Genomic DNA, 23,630 nt, shown 5'->3' with positions numbered 1-23,630 from the left:
CTGTTCGACATGAGACTGATCGGAAAATACTCTATCTCAAGCGCCCTGCGCTGGTGCCTGGGGTTCGCCAACGTCTTCGTCATGCTGGCCACCGGGATCATGGCGATCTGCTTGGCCGCCAGCATCATATCGCCCGATTTTGCTGCGGGGTTCGTCGACGGAATGAGGGACCTCGACAGCAGCGACGCGCGCGACCTGCACTGGCCGGAGCGGTTGACCCTGCTCGGCGCCTTCCTGGCCTGCGGCTTCACTTGGTGGATCATCAACCGACTGCGCCGCATCCTGCTTTCGGTCAATCAGGGCGACGCCTTCGAGTTCGCCAACGTCAAGCGGCTGCAGGGCGTGGGGCTGGGCCTGATGGGTATCCAGCTCACCGCCTTGATGCTGGCTCTTGTGGCGCCGCACGTCATGGGGGAGTCGGTTTCCGACTATGACTTCAGCCTAGGATCGTGGCTGGGCATTCTGGTCGTCTTCATCCTGGCCGAGGTGTTTCGCCAGGGCTCGGCCATGCGCGACGAACAGCTGGCGACGGTCTGAGGCGCGCCATGATCATGATCCAACTGGACCGGCTGCTGCTGGAGCGCCGCATGTCCTTGACCGAACTGTCCGACCGCGTCGGGGTGACGATGGCCAATCTGTCGATCCTGAAGACCGGCAAGGCCCGCGCCGTGCGCTTCTCCACCCTGGACGCCCTTTGTAGAGAGCTGGACTGCCAGCCGGGCGATCTGATCGTCCAGACGCCGGGACCTCAGTCGGAAGAGGGGTGATCCTCAGGGAAGGGCGACGGGCCGCCTGTAGGGTGGATGTCACAGAAACAATAAGTCATCAGCCGATGTCATCAACTGATGTCATCCGGCGATGACAAAATGCATCGGCTGCGCTACATACCCCTTGCGAACGGAGTTGCTCGATCCGATCTCGCAACTGTTACCAATCAGGCGCTCCCCGATGACCTCCACCACTCTGCCCGTCGCCCAGTCCCGCACCCGCTCCGTCTACAAGAACGTAACACTGTGGACCTTCCAGGGCTGGATCGCGATGTTCTTCATCGCCGCCGGTTACGCCAAGCTGACCGAGCCGATGACCAATCTGATCGCCCTGATGGGCTGGCCTGCGGTCGCGCCGGAAAACATGGTGCGTGGACTGGGCTTGGTGGAGATGGCGCTGGGCCTGAGCGTTCTGGCGCCGCTGATCTCCTGGCGCGTGGGTCGCCCTCTGTTGCTGAGCGCCTCGGCCGGACTGATCGTGATGGAGGCGACCATGCTGATGGTCCACGCCCTGAGCCGCGACATCGGCTTGGCGGTGGTGAACCTCATTCTCCTGGCGCTCACCGTTCCCGTCCTCTTGGGACGGCGGCGCGCCTGAAACAGGATCGATCGCCGGGGCCTCTCCCCCCTCCGCCCCGGTGTGTCGCGCCCGGAGCCTTCCCCAGGCTCCGGGCTTTTCTTTGCCTGGCGCGCCGCGAGGGAGGGGTGGCGACGAAAAGCTTACCCTTACGCGCACGTAAACTCTTTCCTTTACGCGCACGTCAAGTTATGGTGTCTTTATGGCCACCGCCGACGACCATCGCACCTATTCCATTCGCCAGCTGTGCCGCGAATTCGACGCCACGGCGCGGGCGCTGCGCTTCTATGAGGACAAGGGTCTGCTGACCCCTGCACGCAAGGGTCAGACCCGCGTTTATGACGCCCGCGACCGCGCACGTCTGAAGCTGATCCTGCGGGGGCGCCGCATCGGCTTCACCCTGCAGGAGATCCAGGAGATGCTGGATCTGTACGACCGCAAGGATCACAACGTCCACCAGATGGCCGTGGCCCTGCGGCGTCACCGCGCCCAGATCGCGGCCTTGAAACAGCAGTTGGAAGACATCGAAGGCGCCATCCAGACGGCGGAGGACGCCTGCGCCTGGATGGAATCCAAGCTGAGCGAGCACCGTCCCGACCTGCTGCCCGGCGCCGAAGATTACGAGAAGCTGCTGCGCGCGCGTCTCAACCAAGACCACCACCACCCCTTCAAAGCGAGAGCCTGATCCATGGCCTACAAGTCGCCCGTCCGCGATTTCACCTTCATCCTCAACGAGGTGCTGGAGATCGACCGGTACACGAACCAACCTGGCTTCCAGGACGTGTCGTCGGACCTTGTCAACCAGATCCTGGAGGAAGGCGCCAAATTCGCCGACGAGGTCATCGCCCCGATCAACAACCCCGGCGACAAGGAAGGCTGCCACTGGTCTGAGGGCGGCGTCGTCACTGGTCCCAAGGGCTGGAAGGAAGCCTATAAGGCCATGTCGGAAGCCGGCTGGATGGCGTTGGCCGCCGATCCGGCCTACGGCGGCCAAGGCATGCCCTCGATCGTCGCCTCGGCCTTCGGTCAGATGACCGCCGGCGCCTCGGCGGCCTTCTCCATGTATCCGGGCCTGACCGCCTCGGCCTATGCCGGCATCCACGCCAGCGCCTCGGACGAGATCAAGGCCAAATACCTGCCCAAGATGGTGTCCGGCGAATGGTCCGGCACGATGAACCTGACCGAGCCCCAGTGCGGCACCGACCTGGGCATGGTCCGCACCAAGGCCGTGCGCAACGACGACGGCAGCTTCTCCATCACCGGCCAGAAGATCTGGATTTCGGCGGGCGAGCACGACTTCTCGGACAACATCATCCACACCGTCCTGGCGCGGATCGAAGGCGCAGTTCCGGGCATCAAGGGCCTGTCGCTGTTCGTGGTGCCCAAATATCTGGTGAATGACGACGGTTCTCTGGGCGAGCGCAACACGCTGCAGTGCGTGGGCCTGGAAGAAAAGATGGGCATCCACGGCAACGCCACCTGCGTCATGCAATATGACGGCGCCAAGGGCTGGCTGCTGGGCGAGGAAGGGCGCGGCATGAACAATATGTTCGTGGTCATGAACGAGGCGCGCCTGGGCACCGGCCTGCAAGGCCTGGCCATCGGCACCGCCGCCTATCAGGCCGCCGTCGAGTTCGCCAAGGACCGCCTGCAGGGCCGCAGCCTGACCGGACCGAAGAACCCGGACGGCCCCGCCGACCCGATCATCGTCCACCCCGACGTGCGCCGCATGCTGCTGGAGGCCCGCGCCTTCGTCGAAGGCGGCCAGGCCTTCATCCTGTGGACCGCGCTTCACGCCGATCTGGAGAAGTCGGAAGACGAGGCCGTGGCGACCAAGGCCAAGGACTATATGGGCCTGCTGACGCCCGTGCTTAAAGCCTATCTGACCGACAAGGGCTTCCACGTGGCGTCCCTGGCGATGCAGGTGCACGGCGGTTCGGGCTACACCGAACACTTCCCGGCCTCGCAGTACCTGCGGGATGCGCGGATCACCATGATCTATGAGGGCGCCAACGGCATCCAGGCCCTGGACCTGGTCGGCCGCAAACTGCCCGCCAACGGCGGCCGCGCGATCATGACCTGGTTCGGCGAGATCGACGCCTTCGTGGCCGAGAACAGCGGCAATGAGGCGATCAAGCCCTTCGTCGACGGTCTGGCCGACGCCAAGGCCAAGCTGCAGGAAGGCACCATGTGGTTGATGCAGAACGGCATGGCCAATCCGGACAACGCCGGCGCCGCCTCGACCGACTATCTGAACGTCTTCGGCCTGACGGCCCTGGCCTATATGTGGGCGCTGATGGCCAAGGTCGCCCAGGCCCAGATCGAGGCCGGTTCGACCGACCCCTATTACGCCGCCAAGCTGCAGACCGGCCGCTACTTCGTCGAGCGCATCCTGCCCGACGCCGAGGCCCATCTGAAGAAGATGAAGACCGGCGCGGACGTGCTGATGGCCATGCCGGTCGAGGCGTTCTGATCCGATGAGCAAAGCCGCAGGCCAGGCCGCCTGCGGCATGTGCGGGCGCTCCCTAGACGTCGCAGCCGATCCGCTCTCCGGTAGTTGCGGCGGCGACTGCTGGGGATGCGTAGGAGCGCTTGAAGCCGATGGGTTCGAGCCTTCGAGGATCAGGGTGCTCGCCGAGATCAAGCAGGGGCTCAGAAATCCTGACGGCAGCGCCCGCCCCTACAACATACGATTGGAAACGCCATGAACGTGCTTAACAGCCCCGACCCCGATTTCATGCGTGAAGAAGAGATCACCCTCTTCTCCGACAGCGTCGGCAAATGGATCGACGAGCACGCGCCGCTGGACAAGGTGCAGCAGTGGATCGCCGACTCCTCGGTGCCGCGCCAGCTATGGAACGACGCGGGCGAGGCGGGTCTGCTCGGCCTGTCGCTGCCCGAAGAGGACGGCGGTTTTGGCGGCGACTATCGGCACGAGGTCGTCTTGATGCGCCAGCTGGGCTGGAAGGGCGCGGACCATTTCGGCATCAGCCTGCACAATGCGATCGTCATGCCCTACATCTGGCATTACGGCACCGAGGAGCAGAAGAAGCGCTGGCTGCCGCGTCTGGCCTCCGGCGAACTGGTCGGCGCCATCGCCATGACCGAACCGGGCGCGGGCTCGGACCTGCAAGGGGTCAAGACCACGGCGATCAAGAGCGGCAACGGCTATGTCGTCAACGGCTCCAAGACCTTCATCACCAATGGCCAGCTGGCGAACTTCATCATCGTGGTGGCCAAGACCGACCCGGCCGAGGGCGCCAAGGGCACGTCCCTGATCGTGGTCGAGACGGACGGCGCCGAAGGCTTCGAACGCGGCCGGAACCTGCACAAGATCGGCATGGAGGGGAACGATACCTCCGAACTGTTCTTCAATGACGTGAAGGTCCCCGGCGACAACGTCATCGGCGGGGTCGAGGGCCAGGGCTTCGTCCAGCTGATGCAGCAACTGCCCCAGGAACGGCTGAACATCGCCGTCCAGGGCGTCGCCGCCGCCGAGCGCGGGCTGGAGGCCACCCTGGCCTACGTCAAGGAGCGCAAGGCGTTTGGAAAGCGCGTCATCGACTTCCAGAACACCCAGTTCAAACTGGCCGAGGTCAAGACCAAGCTGACCGTCGCCAAGGTCTTCGTCGACCACTGCATCGGCCTGCACCTGAAGGGCCAGCTGGACGCCGCCACGGCCTCCATGGCCAAATACTGGGTGACCGACATCCAGGGCGAGACCATCGACGAGATGCTGCAGCTGCACGGCGGCTACGGCTATATGAACGAATATCCGATCGCCCAGCTGTACAAGGACGCCCGGGTCCAGCGGATCTACGGCGGGACCAACGAGATCATGAAGTTGCTGATCGCGCGGACGCTCTGATCCGGCCGGTGCGGTCCCGGCGCAGACGAGTGGATGACGCCTGCGGCCGAACCTTCTAAACCTCCCGCCAAGGGAGACATGCACATGACGACGCGATCCAACGCGCCCGCCTATCTGACCGGCTTCGGCAATCATTTCGCGACCGAGGCCGCGCCCGGCGCCCTGCCGCAGGGCCAGAATTCGCCGCAGAAGACGCCGATGGGCCTGTACGCTGAACAGCTGTCCGGCACGGCCTTCACCGCCCCGCGCGCCGAGAACCGGCGCAGCTGGCTGTACCGCCTTCGTCCCTCGGCCCAGCACGGCCCCTATGTGGCCTTCGACCAGGGGCGCGTCCGCTCCGGCCCGTTCGACGAGACCCCGCCCAACCCCAACCGCATGCGCTGGGACCCGCTGCCGATCCCCGAGACCGCGACCGACTGGGTCGAAGGCCTGGTCACCTACGGCGGCGCCGGCGATCCCGACGCCGGAGCCGGGGCGGGAATCCACCTGTATGTCGCCAACCGTTCGATGACGGACCGGGTCTTCTACGACGCCGACGGCGAACTGCTGATCGTGCCGCAACAGGGGGCGCATCGCTTCGTCACCGAGATGGGGGTGATCGAGGCCCAGCCTGGCCACATCGTCCTGATCCCGCGCGGCGTCCGCTTCCGCGTCGAGATCGAAGGTCCCGTTCGGGGCTATGTCTGCGAAAACTACGGCAGTCCCTTCCGTCTGCCGGACCTGGGGCCGATCGGCGCAAACGGCCTGGCCAATCCGCGCGACTTCGAAACCCCGGTCGCGGCCTATGAGGACGTGGATCGCCCGACCCAGTGCGTCCAGAAATACGGCGGCCGTCTGTGGGCGACCACCTTCGACCACAGCCCGCTGGACGTCGCAGCCTGGCACGGCAATCTGGCGCCCTGCCGCTATGACACGGCGCGGTTCAACACCATCAACACGGTCAGCTACGACCACCCCGATCCGTCGATCTTCACCGTCCTGACCAGCCCGTCGGAGACGCCGGGCACGGCCAATATCGACTTCGTCATCTTCCCGCCGCGCTGGATGGTTGCCGAACACACCTTCCGCCCGCCCTGGTTCCATCGCAACGTCATGAGCGAATTCATGGGCCTGGTGACCGGCGCCTATGACGCCAAGGCGGGCGGATTTGCGCCGGGCGGCGCCAGCCTGCACAACCGGATGAGCGGCCACGGCCCGGATCAGGCCAGCTATGAAGGCGCGATCAATGCGGACCTTCAGCCGCACAAGATCACTGACACCCTGGCCTTCATGTTCGAGACCCGGGCGCCGATCCGGGTCACGAAATGGGCGTCGGAATCGCCGCAGATGCAGCTCGACTACGACGACGTCTGGTCGGGCTTCGCCAAAGGACAGGTCGAATGATCCGTATCCCTCTTCTCGCCGCCGCCGCCCTTCTGGCGTCCGCCTGCACCCCGCAGACCACGGCGGGCTCGGACGCCCCGATGCAGAGCGCCGACGCCTCGGCCTGCGCCGCGCGCGGCGGGACGATGAAACAGGTCGGCCGGCTGCAATCCTGGCAGTGCGTGATCAACTACGCCGACGCCGGCAAGCGCTGCACAGACGGCGACCAGTGCCAGGGCGACTGCCGGATCGAGGGCAACAGCGGGATCGCGCCCGGAACCGCCGCGACCGGCGTCTGTCAGGCGACCAGCGACCGCTTCGGCTGCAATACGCCGGTGGAGGACGGCAAGGCGGGCGCGACCCTCTGCATCGACTGAGGGGCAGGGGGCGAGCACCCCGCCCCTAATCCCCGTGCTTGCCGTTGCTGGAGAATTCCGGCGGGGCGGCCTTGTGCACATACTGCTCCGCCACCAGCCAGGCTTTGAACGGCCTCAGACAGCCCAGGCAAAGCGCGATCAGGATCGGCAGGGTGACGACTGCGTGGACCCAGATGGGCGGCTTCATCGTGAAGTCGATGACCATCAACAGGATCATGCCGACCAGGCCGACCGCCGACATGACGAAGAAGGCCGGGCCGTCCGCAGGGTCCGCAAAGCCGTAGCTGAGCCCACAGTTCGGACAGGCTTCGCGCAGGGTCAGATACCCTTTGAACAGGGGACCCTGGCCGCAGCGCGGGCATTTGCAGCCCAGGCCGGTCTTCAGGGTGCTGAGGCGGGGATAATCGGTCATGGCCCCATGATGCGCCAGATCGCCCGGCCTGTCGCGTGGGCGAACCGTCCCATTCGTGGAATCGCGGGTGAACGTCGGTTAACCGCGATTAAAGAGCTTTTGCGGCATGGCTGGGCCGATATGTCCGGGACCCCGCACAGCAAGCGCCTGCTGAAGACGACCGTGGCCGCCGCCGCGGCCGGGGCGGTCGCCTTTGCGCCGCTTGCGCCCCTGGCCCAGGAGGCCGGCCGCTCCAGCGATCCCCTGTCGATCAGCATCGGCCAATCCAGCGAGTTCACCCGCGTCGAATTCGCCGGCGTCATCGGCGTGCGCAGCCAGGTGCGGCGTGAGGCCGACAAGGTCATCGTCCGCCTGGGCGTCTCGGCCGCCCCTGACATTTCGCGTCTGCGCGTCGATCCGCCGCAGGGGGTCAAGGCGGTCGAGACCCGAATGGCGCGCGGCGGGGCGACCGACCTGGTCATCACCCTGGCCGAGGGCGCCGACGCCCGTTCCGGCGTGGCCGACGGCGCCGTCTGGCTGAACCTCTATGCGCCGGGCAAGGCGCCGGAGACGCCGGCGCAAGAGACCGGGGCCAAGATCAATGCCGTCGTGCCGGTCCGCGCCGTCTCCAGCGACGAGAAGACGGTTCTGACCTTCCAGTGGGGCGCCCCGGTCGGCGCCGCCGTCTTCCGGCGGGGTGAGGCGGTCTGGATCGTCTTCGACGCCGCCGCCAAGATGGATCTGGCCGGCGCCAAGGCGCTGGGGCCCGCCAAGGACGCGCGCTGGGCCGCCGGCGGCGACTACACCGCCGTCCGCATCGCGGCGCCGGAGGGGCTGGCGGTTGCGGCGGACGGGCAGGGCGGGACCTGGACCGTGACCATCGGCGGGCCGCCGACCGGCGCCTCGGGCGTGGAGGTGGACCGCGCAGACGACGGCTCCGACGCCCTGGTGGCCCGGATGGCGGGAGCCACCAAGACGGTCTGGCTGACCGATCCCCTCGTCGGCGACCGGTTCGCCGCCGTCACCGCCCTTGCGCCCGGCAAGGGCTTCTCGGGCTCGCGCAGCACGATCGACCTCAGCCTGATCCCGACGGCTCAAGGCCTGGCGGTGGAGACGTCGACCGACGATCTGAAGATCGAGGCTGGAGGCGATCTGGTCACCCTCAGCCGCCCGAACGGCCTGACCCTTTCGCCGCCGTCGGCGACCCTGGAGGCGGACGAGCGTGAGGCCGAGGCGCCGAAACGGGCGCCCCATCCCAGCCTGATCCTTGAGGAATGGGCGGCGACCGAGGGCTTTTCCGAACGCTATCGCCGACTTCAGGACGCTGCGGCCCAGGAGACCCTGGCCGCGACGGACAATCCCCGCGCCCCGATCGGCGCTCGCCTGGCCCTGTCGCGGTTTCTGGTCGGTTCGGGCCTGAACTACGAGGCGATCGGCGTGCTGAACGCCCTGATCGCCCAGGCCCCCAATATGCAGGGCGAGCCGGAGGTGCGGGGCCTGCGCGGCGCCGCCCGCGTCGGCGTCGGCCGGTTGGAGGAGGCCCAGATCGACTTCGCCGGCGCCGCCCTGTCCAACGATCCCGCCGCCAAGGTCTGGCAGGGCTATATCGCCGCCGAACAGGGCGACTGGGAGGGGGCGCGCCGCGCCTTCGCCGCCGGGGCCTCGGTCATCGACGACTTCCCCAAGGAATGGCGCGCCCGCTTCGGCGCCGCCCACGCGCTGGCGGCGATCGAAACGGGCGATCTGCCCGCCGCGCGCCAGCTGCTGGACTATGTGTTCAGCCAGAACGCCTCGGCGGCCGACCAGCTGGCGGCGCGGGTCGTTCAGGCGCGTCTGTTTGATCTGACAGGCGACAAGGCGCGGGCGCTGGCGGTCTATAAGGCGGTGGCGCGCGCCCCGCTGGACGGCATCGCCACCCCCGCCAAACTGGGCGCCATCAGCCTGGAGCTGGACAAGGGCGCCCTGACGCCCGACCAGGCGGCCCAGCAGCTGGAGCTGCTGAAGTGGCGCTGGCGCGGCGATGCGACCGAACTGGCGGTGATCCGCAAACTGGCGGACCTCTATCTGCAGCAGGGCCGCTATCGTGAGGCGCTGGACGCCCTGCGCAGCGCCGGCAAGCGGATGGCGAACGTGCCGGGCGCCGCCGAGATCCAGGCGGACCAGTCCAAGGCTTTCCGCGCCCTGTTCCTGGAAGGCGCCGCCGACGGCCTGCAACCCGTTCAGGCCCTGGCCCTCTTCTATGACTTCCGCGAACTGACGCCGATCGGCGCAGACGGCGATGAAATGGTGCGCCGCCTGTCGCGCCGCCTGATCGACGTCGATCTGCTGGATCAGGCCGCCGAACTGCTGAAACACCAGGTGGACGAGCGGCTGGACGGGGTGGCCAAGGCGCAGGTCGCCACCGATCTGGCCACCGTCTATCTGATGGACCGTCAGCCGGAGAAGGCGCTTCAGGCGATCTGGGGGTCGCGCACCACCCTCTTGCCGACCGCCGTCAACAGCCAACGCCGCGCCCTGGAAGCGCGGGCCCTGATGGACCTGGGGCGTTACGACCACGCGCTTGAGGTTCTGGATCGGGATCAGTCGGCGCCCGCGCGCGAAGTGCGCGGCGACGTCTTCTGGAAACAGCAGAAGTGGGCGGACGCCGCCCCCCTGTACGAGGCGCGTCTGGGCGATCGCCACAAACAGACCGACGCCCCCCTGACGCCCGCCGAGGAGAGCTGGCTGATCCGGGCCGGGGTCGGCTATTCGCTGAGTGGAAACCGCGCGGCCCTGGATCGTCTGCGGGGTCAGTATTCGCCCTTCATCGCCCGGGCGCGTTCGGCCAATGCGATTCGCGTGGCCTTGGACGACGACCTGTCGGGAGTGGCGGGCGCGGCCGATTTCGCCGGCCTGTCGGCCAACGCCGATACCTTCGTCGGCTGGGTCAATGCGGCCAAACAGGACTTCAGAAAAGAAGCGGGCGGGGGCCGCCCAGCGACCCCCGCCCGTTAATCCGCAGATCAGATCCGCAGTCTGGACCCGAAGGTCTTAGCCGTTGACGGCGTCCTTCAGCGGCTTGGAGACGCGGAAGCGCACGGCCTTGGAGGCGGCGATCTTGATGGTCGCGCCCGTGGCCGGGTTGCGGCCTTCACGCTCGGCGCGGTCGGCGGTGTCGAAGACGCCCAGGTTCGAGATGCGCACGTCGCCGCCGGCCTTCAGGCTGGCGTGGATGTTTTCGACGATGGCGGTCAGCACCTTGCCGGCGTCGGCCTGCGAGACACCGGCGTCCTTGGCGACGGCGGCGATCAGTTCGGCTTGAGTGGTCATAAGAGACATTTCCAGTGTTAGTCGCCCGATTCAGGGCGAGGACCGGGGGATCAACACGGATTTCGCTTGGCTTTGCAAGCGGGGAAACGGCGCAAAGCCTTATGGGGCGGGGATTATCCGGTTCCGGACGCCCGCTGGAAGCTCTCCACCAGGCTCCCGGCGACCAGTCTCCAGCCGTCCACCAGGACGAAGAAGATCAGTTTGAAGGGTAAGGAAACCACCACCGGCGGAAGCATCATCATACCCATGGACATCAGCACGCTGGCCACCACCAGGTCGATGACAAGGAACGGAACGAAAAGAAGAAATCCGATTTCGAAGGCCTTCTTCAGCTCACTGATCATGAAGGCCGGGGTGACGACCCGAAGGGGCAGTTCCTGGAGGTTGGTCGGGGGCTCGACGCGGCTCAACCGGGTGAAGAGCGCCAGGTCCGAACGGTCCACCTGGGCCAGCATGAAAGTTTTCACAGGTTCGGACGCCGCATCGAAGGCCTGGGGCAGTTCCATCTGCTGATCCAGCAGCGGGCGGATGCCCGAATCATAGGCGTCCTGCCAGGTCGGGGCCATGACGATGGCGCTCAGGAACAGGGCCAGGGACACCAGAACCGCGTTCGGCGGCGACTGCTGCATGCCGAGGGCGGTGCGCAGCAGGGACAGGACCACGACGATCCGCACGAAGCTGGTGGTCATGATGACGATGGAAGGCGCCAGGGACAGCACGGTCATCAGTCCGACCAGTTGGACCACCCGCTGGGTCAGGCCGGCCCCAGTGCCCAGGTCGATGTTGATGGCCGAGCCGGACTGGGCGGCTTCCTGGGCCAGGGCCGCGATCGGCCAGGCCAGGCAGACCAGGGTGGTGATCAGCGACAAGAAGGCCGCGCGCTTCAGTTCGGAGGCGGCGGGAACCGTGAAGACCTTTTCCCGGCTCCGGCGGGTGGAAGGCGGTTTTGCGTCCTTCACTTGAAAATCCCCGGCTGGCGCGGCTCGATCAGTTCGCGGCCTTCGCCCAGCAGGATCAGCCGTTCCTCGTCGTCGATCCGCACCAGGACCAGGCGGCGGGCGGGGTCCAGAACCAGGGTCTCGACCACCTGCATCCGCCGTTCGCCGCGTTCTGCGTTCAGTCGCGCCAGCAGCTGGGGGGCGTAGCGGCGCGCGGCGTAGGCCGCCAGGCCGATCAGGCCCAGGGTGAAGGCCAGGCCGAAGACGGCGCGGGCGAGATCAAGGAAGTTCATACGCTTTGGGCCCCGGCGCAGTCGGCGCTGTGACCCCAAGTCTTAATCAGCCTGGTTAACGAGCCGTTGAGATAACGCCCTATTAACCATGGAGGCGGCATTTTCTGCCCATCGCGCATTTTTGCGCCGCACGGGAGACCGCCATGGGCGTCGCCGACATTCCGCTGCTGGGACAGATCAAGGGCCGGCTGGGCTGGCTGGACGCCCGCCAGAAGGTCATCGCCGAAAACGTGGCCAACGCCGACACCCCCGGCTTCGTCGGCCGCGACCTGAAACAGCCCAGCGACTTCGCCGCCGCCCTGCGCTCCGGCGGCGGACTGCCGATGGTGCGGACCAACCGGGCCCATCTGGCGCCCGCCGTGGCGCCGCCCCGCTTCGATTCGTCCAAGTCCCCGGACTCTGAGACCACCCTGGACGGCAATTCGGTGGTGGTCGAAGAGCAGATGCTGAAGATGGCCGAGAGCCGCATGGCCTATGACGCCGCCATCGGCTTTTACCAGAAATCCATGTCGATGATCCGCATGGCCGCGCGCAAGCCCGGCGCGGCCTGAACCGGAGGCCTGACCCATGCCTGATCCCGTCCCACCCTCGAACAGCGCCATGGCCGTGGCGGCCTCGGCCCTGAAGGCCCAGCAGTCGCGCATGCGCGTGATCGCCGAGAACATCGCCAACGCCCAGTCCACGGCCCGCACGCCGGGCGGCGAGCCCTATCGTCGGCAGATCCCCGTCTTTCAGGCGCGGGAGGTGGACGGCGCGACCGGCGTCGCCCTGGCCGAGGTCCGGCCCGACGACAGCGATTTCAAGATGGACTACGACCCCTCCCATCCGGCGGCCAACGCCCAGGGCTATGTGATGCGGCCCAATGTCGACACCCTGGTCGAGGCCATGGACATGCGCGAGGCCCAGCGCGCCTATGAGGCCAATCTGAACGTCATCGAGACGGCGCGGTCGATGGACAGCCGCACCCTCGACATCATCAAACGCTGAGGGACTAGGCCATGAACCCGATGATGGCCGCCAAGGCCTACGCCGCCGTCCAGGGCGGGGCCATGCCCGTCGCCGCCCAGCCGCCCGTCGCCGGCGACAACGGCTTCGCCGACCTGGTCAAGACCGCCATGACCGGCCTGGCCGACCAGACGCGGGCGGCCGAGACCCAGATGACCAAGTCGATTCAGGGCCAGGGCAATCTGATCGACGTGGTCACGGCGCTGAGCTCGGCCGAGGCGTCGCTGGAGACGGTGATGTCCGTCCGCGACCAGGTCATCTCGGCCTATAAGGAAATCATGGCCATGCCGATCTGACCGAGCCGTCGGCGTTCGTCAGTCGGTCGGCCACCACCGCCGCCAAGTCCCGCGCCTGCCCTCGCAGATCGGGCACCGCGGTCATTTCCCAAAAGGCGCCGCGGGTCAAAGGGCCGATGGCGTAAAGGTCAGGGGTTGGGGCGCCCTCGCCCCCGATCAGCTGCCCGCCCTGATCGACCTCCAGCCCCAGGCCGATCGGATCGGGCCGACCGTAGCCCTGGGCCAGCAGATTGCGGATCACCGGCTCGGCGCTGTGCTGAATGACGCCCAGCGGGCCGGTGCAGTTGATCACCAGGTCGAACCTGTCCCGGATCGGGCGGCGACGGTGGCGCGGCCGCCAGGCGGCCTCGACCGAATCGTCGTCCAGCACCACTCCGGTCAGCTTGCCCGCCAGCACCGTCAGATCGCCCGCAGCCAGCATGGCGGCGATTTCTCGCGTCACGCCCGGCGCCGTCCGGTGGCGGTGAACGTCCCACAAGGGGCGAAGATGACGCAGGAAGCGGCGCTTCTGCTGCGGCGTCCAGGCGCGCCACAGGTCGCGGGCGCCGTGCCTCAGGCGATCGAACACCGCCCGCCAATCGTGGGTCAGGACGGCGCGCCGCACTTGAGACAGGACTTCGGACGGACCGCCCGAAAAGGCGCCGTCGAAGGGCGCCGGTGGAACCGTCGCGTGGCCGCGGGGCAGGAGGCCGTGCCTGGACAGGGCGGTAAACCGCCGTCCCGGTCGCCGAAGCGTCAGGACCGCATCCACCATGGTCAGGCCGGAGCCGATCAGAAGGATGTTGCGCCCAGCTCCGACCGCAGCCGTGTCGATACGCCACGGGTTTTCGACATAGGCGGCCGAGGCGCGGACCGCCGCATCGATCCCGGGCGGGGAGGCGGGCTCCAGATTGCCCAAGGCCAGGATCACCGCATCGGCCACGATGACTTCCGCACCAACCATGATCCGCCAACCGCCTTCGTGGCGGTCGATCGCCTGGGCCTCGCCCTGGACGAGAGTCATTCGCCCCGCCTCGTCCGCATTCCCCTCGAGCGTCTCGGCCAGCAGATGCCGCAGATAGTCGCCGTACACGCCGCGTGTGATGAAGCCGTCCTGGGCGCGCCAGGACGGCTGTTCCGCCAGCCAGTTCGCCAGATGGTCGGGTCGGTCGGGAAAGGCGCTCATATTGTCCAGGCGGACGTTCAGCAGATGGCCGGGATTGCCGGTGTCATAGGCGACGCCGGGACCGAAGGCGTCGCGCCGCTCGATCAGCGTCACCTGCACGACGGGCGACCGCTTCAAAAGCTGTATCGCGGTCAGCAGGCCGCTGAAGCCGGCGCCGATGATCGCCACCCTGGGTCCATGGTCTTGCGACATCGATGCTCCCGTAATGCCGTGGGGCGACCCTTCACCCAGACACGACGGGCGGAGGCGGAAGTCGATCATGCCGATAAATATCTATCTGCCAAGTAGGATTTAGATCAATCCGCTTGGCGTCGTCGGGCGAAGGCGGCGGTAAGTTCACGCAAGGCCAGAGGCGCCAGGCTCCACGGTTCGACGCAATAGCGGTGAAACAGGCGCCGGGGATCGTGCAGCAGGCGATAGGCCCATTCCAGCCCGACCCGGCCCATCCAGCGCGGCGCCGACTTCTGGACGCCGGCCTCATAGTCGAAAGCCGCCCCGACCGAAAAGACGACGCAGGCGGGCAGATCGTCGAACACGGTCGCGATCCACGACTCCTGGCGAGGCATGCCCATGCCGACGAACAGGATGTGGGGCGAGAAGGCGCGGATGTCCGCCAGGATGTCGGCGTTGTCGGCAGATCCGGGGCGGGCGTCGAAGAAGCCGTGGCGGGTGCGAATCTCCGCGCCAGGATAGCGTTCGGCCAGGCGCCGGGCCGCCTCCGGGCCGACGGCGGGCGCCCCGCCGATCGACATGACGCGCCAGCCCCGGCGGTCGGCGACGCTCCAGAAATGGTCCCGCCAGTCCAGATAGGTGGATCGGTGAAAGCCGCGACCGGGCAGGCCGAGGGCGCGCAGGAACCAGATCAGAGGCGTCGAATCGACCTGGACCAGGTCGGCGCGGTCATAGAAGGCCCGCATCTCCGCCTGGGTCTGGATCAGATGCAGGCTGTGCAGATTGTGGTTGGCGATCAGGGTCTTGCGGCCCTCTGCCACCGCCGCCTGAACATGGTGCAGCACCTCTTCGGGCCGGACCAGATCGACCGCCTCGCCCAAGAGGCGCACCCGCTCCTCCGGCCGTCGCTGACGGCGGTAGGGACGCCGCACGGCCGCGCGCCGATCGGGCGTGGTCTGGGTCAGGGTCGGCTGGGCCATGGGCGGATGCTAGGCCGGCTCGCCTCAAGGCGGAGTAAGCGAACAGGCTTAACGCAGGCTGGACGCCGCCCTGCGGCGACGCTTGGAAAATAAAACCGCCCGCCGATGAAAAATCCCTGTTGACCCCGCCCGGACCCTCCCTTAGAGGTCCGCGCCTTCCCGATGGAAACGCCGCAAGGCGCTGCCGACGGGGCCCAGATGGCGGAATTGGTAGACGCGCTGGCTTCAGGTGCCAGTGGCTTAACGGCCGTGGAGGTTCGAGTCCTCTTCTGGGCACCATCTTTCAGACGGCGCCGTGTTTTCGGACACGGCGCCGTCGTCGTTTCCGGCCCCTCATCATGCCTGTCGCGAGGCCGTTTCGCCGCGCGCCTTCGCCGTGTAAGAACCTGTCCATGACCGTTTATCTGCATGAGGGCGACCTGCCCGACGACCTGGACCTGGGGACGGAAGTCGCCATCGATTCCGAGACCATGGGCCTGCGTTTCCGTCGCGACCCCCTGTGCGTGGTCCAGCTGTCGTCCGGCGACGGAAACGCCCATGTGGTGCGGCTGAACCGTCCCGCCTACGACTGTCCGAACCTGAAGCGGCTGCTGACCGACCCGGCCGTGACCAAGATCTTCCACTTCGGCCGCTTCGACATCGGCATGTTCCAGCTGCACCTGGGGGTGGAGACCCGGCCGGTCTATTGCACCAAGATCGCCTCCAAACTGGCCCGCACCTATACGGATCGCCATGGTCTGAAGGACGTGGTGCGCGAGCTGGTGGGAGTGGACCTGTCCAAGGCGCAGCAGTCGTCCGACTGGGGCGCGGCGGAGCTGAGCCCGGCCCAGCTGGACTACGCCGCCTCGGACGTTCTTTATCTGCATGCGGCCAAGGCGCGGCTGGATCAGATGCTGGCGCGCGAGGGGCGGGCCGAACTGGCCGCCCGCTGCTTCGACTTCCTGCCGAGCCGTTCGGCGCTCGACCTCGCCGGATGGGACGAGGTCGACATCTTCGCCCACAGCTGAGGCCGTCTTGACCGAACCCGGCGAACAGACCCGTATCGAGGCGGACGAACAGCGGGTCGCCCTGGCCGGGGCGCGCTGGCGCGCCCATTCCCGCCGAGTCAAACTGTATCGCCGCGTCCTGCCGATCATCATCCTGGTGCTGGCGGGGGGCGTCCTGACCTGGACGGTCTTCCGCACCGTCATGTCCGGCGTGGAGCGCAAGGCCAGTCAGGGCCAGGAGGTCCGCCTGGACAAGCCGCTGTTCCACGGCCAGGACGCGCAAGGCCGCGCCTTCACCGTCGGGGCCCAGGGCGCCGTGCGCGATGCGGCGACCGGCCGTTTCCGCCTGATCGGCCCGGCGCTGAAGCTGAACCTGGGCGGACGCAAGGTCACGGAGATGACCGCCGACGGCGGGACCTATGACGAACAGGCCAAGACCGTGACCATCGGCCCCAATGTGCGGATTTCGGACGGGGGCACGGGGTTTGTGCTGACCACGCCCGAGGCGGTGGTCGACACCTCGACCGGAATCATCACCGGTTCAAAAGGCGTTCAGGGCGCGGGCCCTATTGGAACCATCAACGCTTCGTCCTATGCGATCTATGATCAGGGCGAGCGCGTGGTGTTCAAAGGCTCCGGCGACAACAAGGTGCGGGGGGTTCTGACCCCCTCGGGTTCAGGCGAATGACCATGATGAAGATCTTTGGAACACGGGCCGCGGTCGCGGCGGCGGGGGCGATGGCCCTCTTGGCCTTGCCGGCCGTCGGCGACGCCCAGACGCGGGGCTCGAACCAGCCGGTCGCCTATGGGGCGGACGGGGTCGAATATGCGCCGAACCGGGTCATTCTGCGGGGGCGGGCTGAGGCCGTGCAAGGCGGCAATCGGTTTCGCGCCGACCAACTGACCCTGGTCTCTGGATCGGGCGGCGATCTGGAGCGGGCCGAGGCGGCCGGATCGGTCTATTTCGTGACGCCGGAGCAGACCATGCGCGGCGATCGGGCGGTCTATAATCTGGGCTCTGGCGAGATCGTGGTGACGGGAAATGTCATCCTGACCCAGGGCCAGAATGTCCTGTCCGGATCGCGTCTGGTCTATAACGTCAATACGCAGACCGCTCGTATGGAAGGCGCGCCGCGCGGCGCCGCCGGCAATCGGGTCCAGGGCGTCTTCTATCCCAACGGAACCAACTAGGCGCCCGTCCGGGAAGGCCGCACGGATCTCGACCTTTGGCGCGTAAAGAACTCTCTGCCCTGAATCTGGATGATCGGCCGGCGCCCGAGCCGACGCCTGCGGCTGCGCGCGCGGAAAAGGGCCTGCGGGTGCGCAACATCGCCCGCGCGTTCGGCGCCCGGCAGGTGGTGCGCGACGTCTCCCTGACCGTCCAGCGGGGCGAGGTCGCGGGCCTGCTCGGCCCCAACGGCGCCGGCAAGACGACCTGCTTCTATATGATCACCGGCCTGATCCCGCCCGACTCCGGCTCGATCTGGCTGGACGGCGAGGACATCACCGGCCAGCCCATGTATCAGCGCAGCCGGATGGGCCTGGGCTATCTGGCCCAGGAAGCCTCCATCTTCCGCGGCATGACGGTGGAGCAGAACATCAAGGCCGTGGCCGAGCTGAACTATCCCCGCGACCGGGTCGAGGCGGAGACCGAGCGGCTGCTGGGTGAACTGCACATCGACCATCTGCGCCACGCCCCGGCCACCGCCCTGTCGGGCGGCGAGCGGCGTCGGGTCGAGATCGCCCGGGCGCTTGCGGGACGCCCGTCCTTCATCCTGCTGGACGAACCCTTCGCCGGCATCGACCCCCTGGCCATCGCCGACATCCGCTCGGTGATCCGCTATCTGGCGGGGCAGGGGATCGGCGTCCTGATCACCGACCACAATGTGCGCGAGACCCTGGACATCACCGACCGGGTCTCGATCATCTCGGGCGGCGCGGTCCTGTTCGAAGGCACGGCGGACGAGGCGGTCAACGACCCCGAGGTGCGGCGGGTCTATCTGGGCGAAAACTACATCTGATCGAAGGGCGGCGGCGCTCTGCCCGCCGGTCGCCAAGGCTCAGACTTGCAAGTCAGGACGCGCCCGCATCCCCCGTTTGTCGGGCGTTAACCAATGGGCGGCACTCTCGACAGCAAGTTCCGGGCCAGTTTCGCGCCCGCAGGAAAACCGCACGTGATCGGGCAGCGTCTAGAGATCAGACAGGGGCAGGGGCTCGTCATCACGCCCCAGCTGCAGCAGGCGATCAAGCTGCTGCAACTGTCCAATCTCGAGCTGGAGGAGTTCGTCGAGGCCGAGCTGGAGCGCAATCCGCTGCTGCAACGCGACGAGCCCGAGGGCGCAGAGGCCGACGCGCCCGAAAAGGCGGCCGATCCCGTCGCCGATCAGGAAATGTCTTTCGGCGAAGGGGTGGGCCAGGATTCGGTCGCCGCGATGGACGCCGGTTCCGACGACGTCTATGGCGACGCGGCGCCTGGGGAACGCACCAGCGACCGACTGGTCGACGAGGCTCAGCCCGGCCTGTCGGACTGGTCCAGCGCCGGCAAGGGCGGCGTCGTGTTCGAAGGCGACGGCGAGCGCCCCGACGCCCATGAACCCACCCTGTGGGAGCATCTCCAGGCCCAGGCCTCTTCGGCGGGCCTGTCGCCGGCCGACCACGGCATCGCCCTGACCCTGATCGATGCGACGGACGAAGGGGGCTATCTGCGCGGCGAACTGGCGGAGTTCGCCGATCGGCTGGGGGTCGATCTGGCGCGGATCGAGGCGGTCCTGGCCGTCTGCCACGGGTTCGAGCCGACGGGCGTCATGGCCCGTTCCGTGCCCGAATGCCTGAAGCTGCAGCTGATCGAGCGCAATCGCTTCGATCCGGCCATGGCGGCCCTGCTGGACAATCTGGACCTTTTGGCGCGTCGGGACATGGCGGGGCTGAAGAAGGTCTGCGGCGTCGACGCCGAGGATCTGAACGAGATGATCGCCGAGCTGAAGGGCCTGACGCCGCGACCCGGCGCCGGCTTCGGCGGCGAACCCGCCCAGACGGTGGTCCCCGACGTCCATGTAAGGCCTGATCCCGCCGGCGGCTGGCGGGTCGAACTGAACGCCGACACCCTGCCGCGCCTGCTGATCGACAAACGCTACCATGGACTGGTCCAGGCCGGCGCGCGGTCGGAAACGGAAAAGACCTTCGTCGCCGAATGCGCGGCCCAGGCCAGCTGGCTGGTCAAGTCGCTGGACCAGAGGGCCAAGACCATCCTGAAGGTGGCCTCTGAAATCGTGCGTCAGCAGGACGCCTTCCTGGCCTTCGGGGTCGAGTTCCTGCGTCCGTTGAATCTGAAGACGGTGGCCGACGCCATCGGCATGCATGAATCGACGGTCAGCCGCGTCACCTCGAACAAATATGTCTCGACCCCGCGCGGGGTGTTCGAACTGAAATTCTTCTTCACCGCCGCCATCCAATCGACCGACGGCGCCGCCAGCCATTCGGCCGAAGCCGTCCGTCATAAGATAAAAACCATGATCGACGGCGAGAGCCTGGGGGGGGACATTTTGTCCGACGACAGAATCGTCGAAATCCTTAAGGAAACCGGCATCGACATCGCCCGCCGAACAGTCGCCAAGTATCGGGAAGCCTTGAGAATTCCGTCGTCCGTCGAGCGTCGCAGAATGGTTAGGGGCGCCTGCCAAGCGTGACCACAAATCGGTGATCCCGATTGACACCAAATGCGAGCGGGAGCGTTCTATTCGCATGCAAGTCCAAGTCAGCGGCAAGCAAGTGGATGTCGGCGAAGCGTTAGGCTCGCGCATCTCCCAGGAACTCGAAGAAGGGGTCGGAAAATACTTCGCCCGCGGCGGTGACGACGCCGAGGTCGTGGTGTCCAAGGACGGCCACGGCTTCAAGGTGGACTGTTGGGTCCGCCTCGCGTCGGGCCAGACTCTGGTGACGTCGGGTATGGGCGGCGACGCCCACTCCGCCTTCACCGAGGCGCTGGACCGTCTCGAAAAGCGCGTCCGCCGCTATAAGCGCCGGCTCAAGGACCACCATATCGGACCCAAGGGTCTGTCGCCTGAAAAGACCGAAGACGCCGCGCGCGAAGTCGCCCGTAGCATCGTGCTGCGGGATCCCGACAGCGTGGAGGACGACGTCTTCGGCGACGCCGGCGACAGCGACGGTCCGCCCCCGGTCGGCATGGTCATCGCCGAAACCGAGCATGAGATCCGCACCATCACCGTGGGGCGGGCCGTGCTCGAGCTGGACATGACGGGCTATCCGGTCGTCCTGTTCCGCAACGCCGCCCACGGCGGTCTGTCGGTCGTCTATCGCCGTCCTGACGGCAATGTCGGCTGGATCGACCCCGAACGTACCGGCAAGACCAACGGCCACTAGGTGAACAGCCGCGTTTGACTTTGTCGCGGGAGCCTCTAAAGGGGCGCCCGCGACAGCCATTCGCCTGTCTGGAGTCGGCTACAATGCATATCGCAGACCTCCTGGCGCCCAACGGCGTAGTGCTGCGCGGCGGCGCTTCTTCCAAGCGGCAAGCGCTGCACGCGGTCGCTGAGGCGGCGGCCCAGGCCATGGGCGTGGATCAGACCCGCGTGTTCGAAGCCCTGCTGGAGCGTGAAGCCCTGGGCTCGACCGGCCTTGGGTCGGGCGTCGCCGTGCCGCACGCCCGGCTGAAGGAGATCGATCGGGTTACGGCCGTCTTCGTGCGCCTGGATTCGCCGGTCGCCTATGACGCCGTCGACGATCGCCCGGTGGATCTTCTGTTCGCCCTGTTCGCTCCGCCCAAGGATGGGGCCGAGCATCTGCGCGCGCTGGCCGCGGCGTCTCGCGCCCTGCGTTCAGCCGAGCTGAGGGAGCAGTTGCGTCAGGCGCACACCGCCGACGCGGTCCGCGCCCTGTTCGTCAAGGACGACGCTCCCGCGACCGCCGCCTGACAGCAGGCGGCGGCCTCTTCCATTTCCGCTCAGTGAACCGAGACGGGCTCCAGCTCGTGTGCGACGGCGGCCGCAAAGGCGGTGTCGCGGTCCAGCATCACCGCCAGGCGTTCGCCGTCGGCGCTGTGGACGGCGTAGAGCGACTGGTTCGGGTCGAAGGCGACGTCCTTCATCTCGACCGCCTCTTCCAGCAGGTCGGACGCCTTCACCTCGCGCACATAGACGAGGTCAGGGGCGCCCAGGCCCGCAAAATCTTCCTTGGTCATAATCGGCGTCATAGGACCGCCTCCTTTGATTTCACAACGCCCGGATCGCCGGGCGGTTCGAACGGCCGCGCTTTTCAGCCCGCCGTGATGGGAATGCGCCGCACCTGGCGTTCCGCCTCGGGCCGGATCAGATCGACGTGCAGCAGACCGTGTTCCAGCCGCGCGCCCTGAACCTCCAGCCCGTCGGCGAGGACGAAGCTCCTGACGAAGCCGCGAGAGGCGATGCCGCGATGCAGGAAGGCCTGTTCGCCCTTGCCGGCCTCGTCGCGCTTGCCGGCGATGATCAGCTGACGCCCCTCAAGCGTGATGGCCAGCTCGTCTGGCGAAAAGCCGGCGACAGCCAGGCTGATCCGAACGCCCGTGTCGGCGATCTGCTCGACATTATAGGGCGGATAGCTCTCGGCGGCGGCCTTTGCAGCGCGGTCGATCAGGGCGCGAGTATGGTCAAAGCCCAGCAGAAAGGGGCTGTCGAACAGAACGGTGCGGGTCGTCGTCATCTGGGTCCTCGAAAAAGCGACCGACCGACAGTCTCCCGCAAACGGCAAGACCTTCGGTCACAGATGAAGATGGGGGTGAACGGGGACAGGATCAACCGCCCCTGTCCATGACCTCAGTGGATGGCTTCGCCATGCTGGGTATAGTCCAGTCCCTCGACCTCTTCGTCCCTGGCGACGCGCAGGCCGGTGGTGAACTTGCAGATCATCAGGACCACGAAGGTGCCCGCCGCGCTCCAGGCGATTGCGCCGACCAGGCCGACCGCCTGTTTCCACACGGTCGCCCCCTCCGCCAGGGCGTTGACGCTGGTGGTGGCGAAGACGCCGGTCAAAAGGGCGCCGACGATGCCGCCGATCCCGTGCACGCCGAAGGCGTCCAGACTGTCGTCGTATTTCAGGGCGTGCTTCAGCCAGACCGCTCCGGCGTAGCAGGCCGGGCCGGCGATCAGGCCGATGAAGAAGGCGCCCTTGGGATCGACAAAGCCGGCGGCGGGGGTGATGGCGACCAGACCGCCCACGATGCCCGACAGCAGGCCCAGCAGGGTCGGGCGCTTGCGGTCAAACCATTCGATCGCCATCCAGCCCAGGGCGGCGGCGGCGGCGGCCAGGATGGTGTTGAAGGCGGCGGTGGCGGCCAGGGCGTCGGCCGCCCCGGCCGACCCGGCGTTGAAGCCGATCCAGCCGACCAGCAGCAGGCCGGTGCCGATGGCGCTATAGACCAGATTGGCGGGAGCCATGTTGTCGCGGCCGAAGCCGTGGCGCGGTCCCAGCACCAGGGCGCAGACCAGGCCGGCGACGCCCGCATTGACGTGAACGACCGCCCCGCCCGCGAAATCCAGCACCCCCAGTCCGCCCAGATAGCCGCCGCCCCAGACCTGATGGCAGATCGGCGCATAGACGATCAGATGCCACAGGGCGAAGAACAGCAGGCTGGCCGAAAACTTCATCCGTTCGGCGAAGGCGCCGGCGATCAGGGCCGGGGTTATGATGGCGAAGGTCATCTGGAAGCTGACGAACAACAGTTCGGGCAGGCCCGGCAGCAGGCTGTGCGCCGTCTGCATCGTCACCCCGTTCAGGAAGGCCGACTGGACCCCGCCGATCAGACCGTTGACCGCGTCGGGCCCCTTGCCGAACGACAGGCTGTAGCCGACCAGGAACCACAGCACCGAGACGAGGGCGAAGGCCGCCGCCGACTGGGCGATGACGCTGATGATGTTCTTCTTCCTGACCATGCCGCCGTAGAACAGGGCCAGGCCCGGCAGGGTCATCAGCAGAACCAGGGCGGTGGACGTCAGAATCCAGGCCGTCGCCGCATTGTCGATGGCCAGCGGCGCCTGGTGGGCCAACAGGGCGGGCGCCGCCAGGGCCGGTGAGGCGAGCGACGCCGCCCCGACGGCGGTGAAGGCGGAAAGGGCGGCGGTTCGGGTCATTTCAGGCGTCTCGGGGAGGAGAGG

The 23,630-nt window shown here is 67.2% G+C and carries 28 protein-coding genes and 1 tRNA gene; 20 read left to right on the top strand and 9 right to left on the bottom strand.

Translation table 11 applies throughout. The features are described from left to right. Positions 1-9: 9 nt before the first annotated feature. From GGQ93_RS03250 to GGQ93_RS03215, 8 genes are all read left to right on the top strand, one after another. Positions 10-537, top strand: coding sequence for a DUF2975 domain-containing protein (locus tag GGQ93_RS03250; protein ID WP_183215101.1), 528 nt, complete (start codon positions 10-12; stop codon positions 535-537). An 8-nt stretch (positions 538-545) separates the two neighbouring features. After that, on the top strand, positions 546-767 hold the full coding sequence (locus tag GGQ93_RS03245; protein WP_152950972.1) for a helix-turn-helix domain-containing protein: 222 nt from the start codon (positions 546-548) through the stop codon (positions 765-767). 181 nt (positions 768-948) lie between these two features. After that, positions 949-1,365 (top strand): DoxX family protein, encoded by a 417-nt coding sequence (locus GGQ93_RS03240; RefSeq protein WP_054766661.1) that lies wholly within the window; start codon positions 949-951, stop codon positions 1,363-1,365. 181 nt (positions 1,366-1,546) lie between these two features. Beyond that, positions 1,547-2,029: a MerR family transcriptional regulator gene (locus GGQ93_RS03235; protein ID WP_054766660.1), complete on the top strand. Its 483-nt coding sequence runs from the start codon at positions 1,547-1,549 to the stop codon at positions 2,027-2,029. 3 nt (positions 2,030-2,032) lie between these two features. Beyond that, positions 2,033-3,817, top strand: coding sequence for an acyl-CoA dehydrogenase C-terminal domain-containing protein (locus GGQ93_RS03230; RefSeq protein WP_183215100.1), 1,785 nt, complete (start codon positions 2,033-2,035; stop codon positions 3,815-3,817). Positions 3,818-4,048: 231 nt separating this feature from the next. Then, positions 4,049-5,212: an acyl-CoA dehydrogenase family protein gene (locus tag GGQ93_RS03225; RefSeq protein ID WP_183215099.1), complete on the top strand. Its 1,164-nt coding sequence runs from the start codon at positions 4,049-4,051 to the stop codon at positions 5,210-5,212. An 84-nt stretch (positions 5,213-5,296) separates the two neighbouring features. Further along, entirely contained in the window at positions 5,297-6,595 is a 1,299-nt protein-coding gene (hmgA, locus tag GGQ93_RS03220; RefSeq protein WP_221233502.1) for a homogentisate 1,2-dioxygenase, read from the top strand. Continuing rightward, a complete protein-coding gene (locus GGQ93_RS03215; RefSeq protein WP_183215097.1) occupies positions 6,592-6,951 on the top strand; it encodes a hypothetical protein in 360 nt (119 codons plus the stop codon). Before hmgA ends, GGQ93_RS03215 begins: the two co-directional genes overlap by 4 nt. A 25-nt stretch (positions 6,952-6,976) precedes the next feature. Here the strand turns inward: GGQ93_RS03215 and GGQ93_RS03210 are convergent, their stop codons facing one another. Next, the gene (locus GGQ93_RS03210; RefSeq protein WP_054766656.1) at positions 6,977-7,363 is read right to left on the bottom strand and encodes a DUF983 domain-containing protein; all 387 of its coding nucleotides are present in this window, start codon (positions 7,361-7,363) and stop codon (positions 6,977-6,979) included. 120 nt (positions 7,364-7,483) lie between these two features. Between GGQ93_RS03210 and GGQ93_RS03205 the strand changes: the two genes are divergently transcribed. Continuing rightward, on the top strand, positions 7,484-10,336 hold the full coding sequence (locus GGQ93_RS03205; protein ID WP_183215096.1) for a tetratricopeptide repeat protein: 2,853 nt from the start codon (positions 7,484-7,486) through the stop codon (positions 10,334-10,336). Between the two features lie 36 nt (positions 10,337-10,372). Here the strand turns inward: GGQ93_RS03205 and GGQ93_RS03200 are convergent, their stop codons facing one another. The 3 genes from GGQ93_RS03200 to GGQ93_RS03190 all read right to left on the bottom strand — a co-directional run bounded on the left by GGQ93_RS03200 (position 10,373) and on the right by GGQ93_RS03190 (position 11,882). Then, the gene (locus GGQ93_RS03200) at positions 10,373-10,651 is read right to left on the bottom strand and encodes an HU family DNA-binding protein (RefSeq protein WP_054766654.1); all 279 of its coding nucleotides are present in this window, start codon (positions 10,649-10,651) and stop codon (positions 10,373-10,375) included. A gap of 113 nt (positions 10,652-10,764) precedes the next feature. Then, a complete protein-coding gene (fliP, locus tag GGQ93_RS03195) occupies positions 10,765-11,538 on the bottom strand; it encodes a flagellar type III secretion system pore protein FliP (protein ID WP_183215264.1) in 774 nt (257 codons plus the stop codon). 68 nt (positions 11,539-11,606) lie between these two features. Then, the gene (locus GGQ93_RS03190) at positions 11,607-11,882 is read right to left on the bottom strand and encodes a flagellar biosynthetic protein FliO (RefSeq protein WP_152950966.1); all 276 of its coding nucleotides are present in this window, start codon (positions 11,880-11,882) and stop codon (positions 11,607-11,609) included. 143 nt (positions 11,883-12,025) lie between these two features. Here GGQ93_RS03190 and GGQ93_RS03185 point away from each other — a divergent pair, with 143 nt between their 5' ends. From GGQ93_RS03185 to fliE, 3 genes are read left to right on the top strand one after another with little or no spacing between them, the layout of a single operon-like run. Then, the gene (locus GGQ93_RS03185; protein ID WP_183215095.1) at positions 12,026-12,433 is read left to right on the top strand and encodes a flagellar basal body protein; all 408 of its coding nucleotides are present in this window, start codon (positions 12,026-12,028) and stop codon (positions 12,431-12,433) included. A gap of 49 nt (positions 12,434-12,482) precedes the next feature. Then, positions 12,483-12,869 carry a flagellar basal body rod protein FlgC gene (gene flgC, locus GGQ93_RS03180; protein ID WP_054766651.1) on the top strand — a complete coding sequence of 129 codons (387 nt, stop codon included), beginning with the start codon at positions 12,483-12,485 and terminating at the stop codon, positions 12,867-12,869. An 11-nt stretch (positions 12,870-12,880) separates the two neighbouring features. After that, positions 12,881-13,183, top strand: a complete 303-nt coding sequence (gene fliE / locus GGQ93_RS03175) for a flagellar hook-basal body complex protein FliE (protein ID WP_183215094.1) — start codon at positions 12,881-12,883, stop codon at positions 13,181-13,183. Here fliE and GGQ93_RS03170 read toward each other — a convergent pair. Both GGQ93_RS03170 and GGQ93_RS03165 read right to left on the bottom strand, forming a co-directional pair. Beyond that, entirely contained in the window at positions 13,164-14,540 is a 1,377-nt protein-coding gene (locus tag GGQ93_RS03170) for an FAD/NAD(P)-binding protein (protein WP_183215093.1), read from the bottom strand. The two genes, fliE and GGQ93_RS03170, sit on opposite strands and share 20 nt — an antisense overlap. A gap of 104 nt (positions 14,541-14,644) precedes the next feature. Beyond that, positions 14,645-15,499, bottom strand: coding sequence for a WecB/TagA/CpsF family glycosyltransferase (locus GGQ93_RS03165; RefSeq protein WP_054766648.1), 855 nt, complete (start codon positions 15,497-15,499; stop codon positions 14,645-14,647). 192 nt (positions 15,500-15,691) lie between these two features. On the opposite strand from GGQ93_RS03165, the gene GGQ93_RS03160 reads away from it, so the two are divergent. The 8 genes from GGQ93_RS03160 (at position 15,692) to ptsN (ending at position 21,416) form a co-directional block, all read left to right on the top strand. Then, a tRNA-Leu gene (locus GGQ93_RS03160) sits at positions 15,692-15,778 on the top strand. Positions 15,779-15,891: 113 nt separating this feature from the next. After that, positions 15,892-16,506, top strand: a complete 615-nt coding sequence (locus GGQ93_RS03155; RefSeq protein WP_182714242.1) for a ribonuclease D — start codon at positions 15,892-15,894, stop codon at positions 16,504-16,506. A gap of 7 nt (positions 16,507-16,513) precedes the next feature. Then, positions 16,514-17,173: an LPS export ABC transporter periplasmic protein LptC gene (lptC, locus tag GGQ93_RS03150; protein ID WP_054766646.1), complete on the top strand. Its 660-nt coding sequence runs from the start codon at positions 16,514-16,516 to the stop codon at positions 17,171-17,173. Positions 17,174-17,175: 2 nt separating this feature from the next. Next, positions 17,176-17,676, top strand: coding sequence for an LptA/OstA family protein (locus GGQ93_RS03145; protein ID WP_224764302.1), 501 nt, complete (start codon positions 17,176-17,178; stop codon positions 17,674-17,676). A 35-nt stretch (positions 17,677-17,711) separates the two neighbouring features. Continuing rightward, positions 17,712-18,506 (top strand): LPS export ABC transporter ATP-binding protein, encoded by a 795-nt coding sequence (lptB, locus tag GGQ93_RS03140; protein WP_183215092.1) that lies wholly within the window; start codon positions 17,712-17,714, stop codon positions 18,504-18,506. A gap of 153 nt (positions 18,507-18,659) precedes the next feature. Further along, complete coding sequence (rpoN, locus tag GGQ93_RS03135) at positions 18,660-20,171, top strand: RNA polymerase factor sigma-54 (protein WP_183215091.1); 1,512 nt, start codon at positions 18,660-18,662, stop codon at positions 20,169-20,171. Between the two features lie 55 nt (positions 20,172-20,226). After that, complete coding sequence (hpf, locus tag GGQ93_RS03130) at positions 20,227-20,865, top strand: ribosome hibernation-promoting factor, HPF/YfiA family (protein WP_183215090.1); 639 nt, start codon at positions 20,227-20,229, stop codon at positions 20,863-20,865. Between the two features lie 83 nt (positions 20,866-20,948). Continuing rightward, positions 20,949-21,416, top strand: coding sequence for a PTS IIA-like nitrogen regulatory protein PtsN (gene ptsN / locus GGQ93_RS03125; protein ID WP_183215089.1), 468 nt, complete (start codon positions 20,949-20,951; stop codon positions 21,414-21,416). 29 nt (positions 21,417-21,445) lie between these two features. Here the strand turns inward: ptsN and GGQ93_RS03120 are convergent, their stop codons facing one another. The 3 genes from GGQ93_RS03120 to GGQ93_RS03110 form a co-directional block, all read right to left on the bottom strand. Further along, a complete protein-coding gene (locus GGQ93_RS03120) occupies positions 21,446-21,694 on the bottom strand; it encodes a DUF1150 family protein (protein ID WP_054766640.1) in 249 nt (82 codons plus the stop codon). A gap of 62 nt (positions 21,695-21,756) precedes the next feature. Continuing rightward, positions 21,757-22,179, bottom strand: coding sequence for an Hsp20 family protein (locus GGQ93_RS03115; protein WP_152950961.1), 423 nt, complete (start codon positions 22,177-22,179; stop codon positions 21,757-21,759). 113 nt (positions 22,180-22,292) lie between these two features. Continuing rightward, positions 22,293-23,606, bottom strand: a complete 1,314-nt coding sequence (locus tag GGQ93_RS03110; protein ID WP_183215088.1) for an ammonium transporter — start codon at positions 23,604-23,606, stop codon at positions 22,293-22,295. Positions 23,607-23,630: the final 24 nt, after the last annotated feature.

Origin of the sequence: Brevundimonas aurantiaca (assembly GCF_014199955.1) — a bacterium.
GTDB classification, from domain to species: domain Bacteria; phylum Pseudomonadota; class Alphaproteobacteria; order Caulobacterales; family Caulobacteraceae; genus Brevundimonas; species Brevundimonas aurantiaca.
This window is presented reverse-complemented; position numbering and strand designations above follow the sequence as displayed.

Coding starts and splice junctions, on each gene's coding strand:
- GGQ93_RS03230 (WP_183215100.1), top strand. CDS start 2,033: ATGGCCTACAAGTCGCCCGTCCGCGATTTCACCTTCATCCTCAACGAG.
- GGQ93_RS03205 (WP_183215096.1), top strand. CDS start 7,484: ATGTCCGGGACCCCGCACAGCAAGCGCCTGCTGAAGACGACCGTGGCC.
- GGQ93_RS03250 (WP_183215101.1), top strand. CDS start 10: ATGAGACTGATCGGAAAATACTCTATCTCAAGCGCCCTGCGCTGGTGC.
- hpf (WP_183215090.1), top strand. CDS start 20,227: ATGCAAGTCCAAGTCAGCGGCAAGCAAGTGGATGTCGGCGAAGCGTTA.
- GGQ93_RS03240 (WP_054766661.1), top strand. CDS start 949: ATGACCTCCACCACTCTGCCCGTCGCCCAGTCCCGCACCCGCTCCGTC.
- hmgA (WP_221233502.1), top strand. CDS start 5,297: ATGACGACGCGATCCAACGCGCCCGCCTATCTGACCGGCTTCGGCAAT.
- GGQ93_RS03185 (WP_183215095.1), top strand. CDS start 12,026: ATGGGCGTCGCCGACATTCCGCTGCTGGGACAGATCAAGGGCCGGCTG.
- GGQ93_RS03210 (WP_054766656.1), bottom strand. CDS start 7,363: ATGACCGATTATCCCCGCCTCAGCACCCTGAAGACCGGCCTGGGCTGC.
- GGQ93_RS03215 (WP_183215097.1), top strand. CDS start 6,592: ATGATCCGTATCCCTCTTCTCGCCGCCGCCGCCCTTCTGGCGTCCGCC.
- GGQ93_RS03145 (WP_224764302.1), top strand. CDS start 17,176: ATGATGAAGATCTTTGGAACACGGGCCGCGGTCGCGGCGGCGGGGGCG.
- GGQ93_RS03235 (WP_054766660.1), top strand. CDS start 1,547: ATGGCCACCGCCGACGACCATCGCACCTATTCCATTCGCCAGCTGTGC.
- GGQ93_RS03190 (WP_152950966.1), bottom strand. CDS start 11,882: ATGAACTTCCTTGATCTCGCCCGCGCCGTCTTCGGCCTGGCCTTCACC.
- ptsN (WP_183215089.1), top strand. CDS start 20,949: ATGCATATCGCAGACCTCCTGGCGCCCAACGGCGTAGTGCTGCGCGGC.
- fliE (WP_183215094.1), top strand. CDS start 12,881: ATGAACCCGATGATGGCCGCCAAGGCCTACGCCGCCGTCCAGGGCGGG.
- GGQ93_RS03200 (WP_054766654.1), bottom strand. CDS start 10,651: ATGACCACTCAAGCCGAACTGATCGCCGCCGTCGCCAAGGACGCCGGT.
- GGQ93_RS03225 (WP_183215099.1), top strand. CDS start 4,049: ATGAACGTGCTTAACAGCCCCGACCCCGATTTCATGCGTGAAGAAGAG.
- GGQ93_RS03245 (WP_152950972.1), top strand. CDS start 546: ATGATCATGATCCAACTGGACCGGCTGCTGCTGGAGCGCCGCATGTCC.
- GGQ93_RS03115 (WP_152950961.1), bottom strand. CDS start 22,179: ATGACGACGACCCGCACCGTTCTGTTCGACAGCCCCTTTCTGCTGGGC.
- GGQ93_RS03110 (WP_183215088.1), bottom strand. CDS start 23,606: ATGACCCGAACCGCCGCCCTTTCCGCCTTCACCGCCGTCGGGGCGGCG.
- flgC (WP_054766651.1), top strand. CDS start 12,483: ATGGCCGTGGCGGCCTCGGCCCTGAAGGCCCAGCAGTCGCGCATGCGC.
- GGQ93_RS03170 (WP_183215093.1), bottom strand. CDS start 14,540: ATGTCGCAAGACCATGGACCCAGGGTGGCGATCATCGGCGCCGGCTTC.
- GGQ93_RS03155 (WP_182714242.1), top strand. CDS start 15,892: ATGACCGTTTATCTGCATGAGGGCGACCTGCCCGACGACCTGGACCTG.
- GGQ93_RS03120 (WP_054766640.1), bottom strand. CDS start 21,694: ATGACGCCGATTATGACCAAGGAAGATTTTGCGGGCCTGGGCGCCCCT.
- GGQ93_RS03165 (WP_054766648.1), bottom strand. CDS start 15,499: ATGGCCCAGCCGACCCTGACCCAGACCACGCCCGATCGGCGCGCGGCC.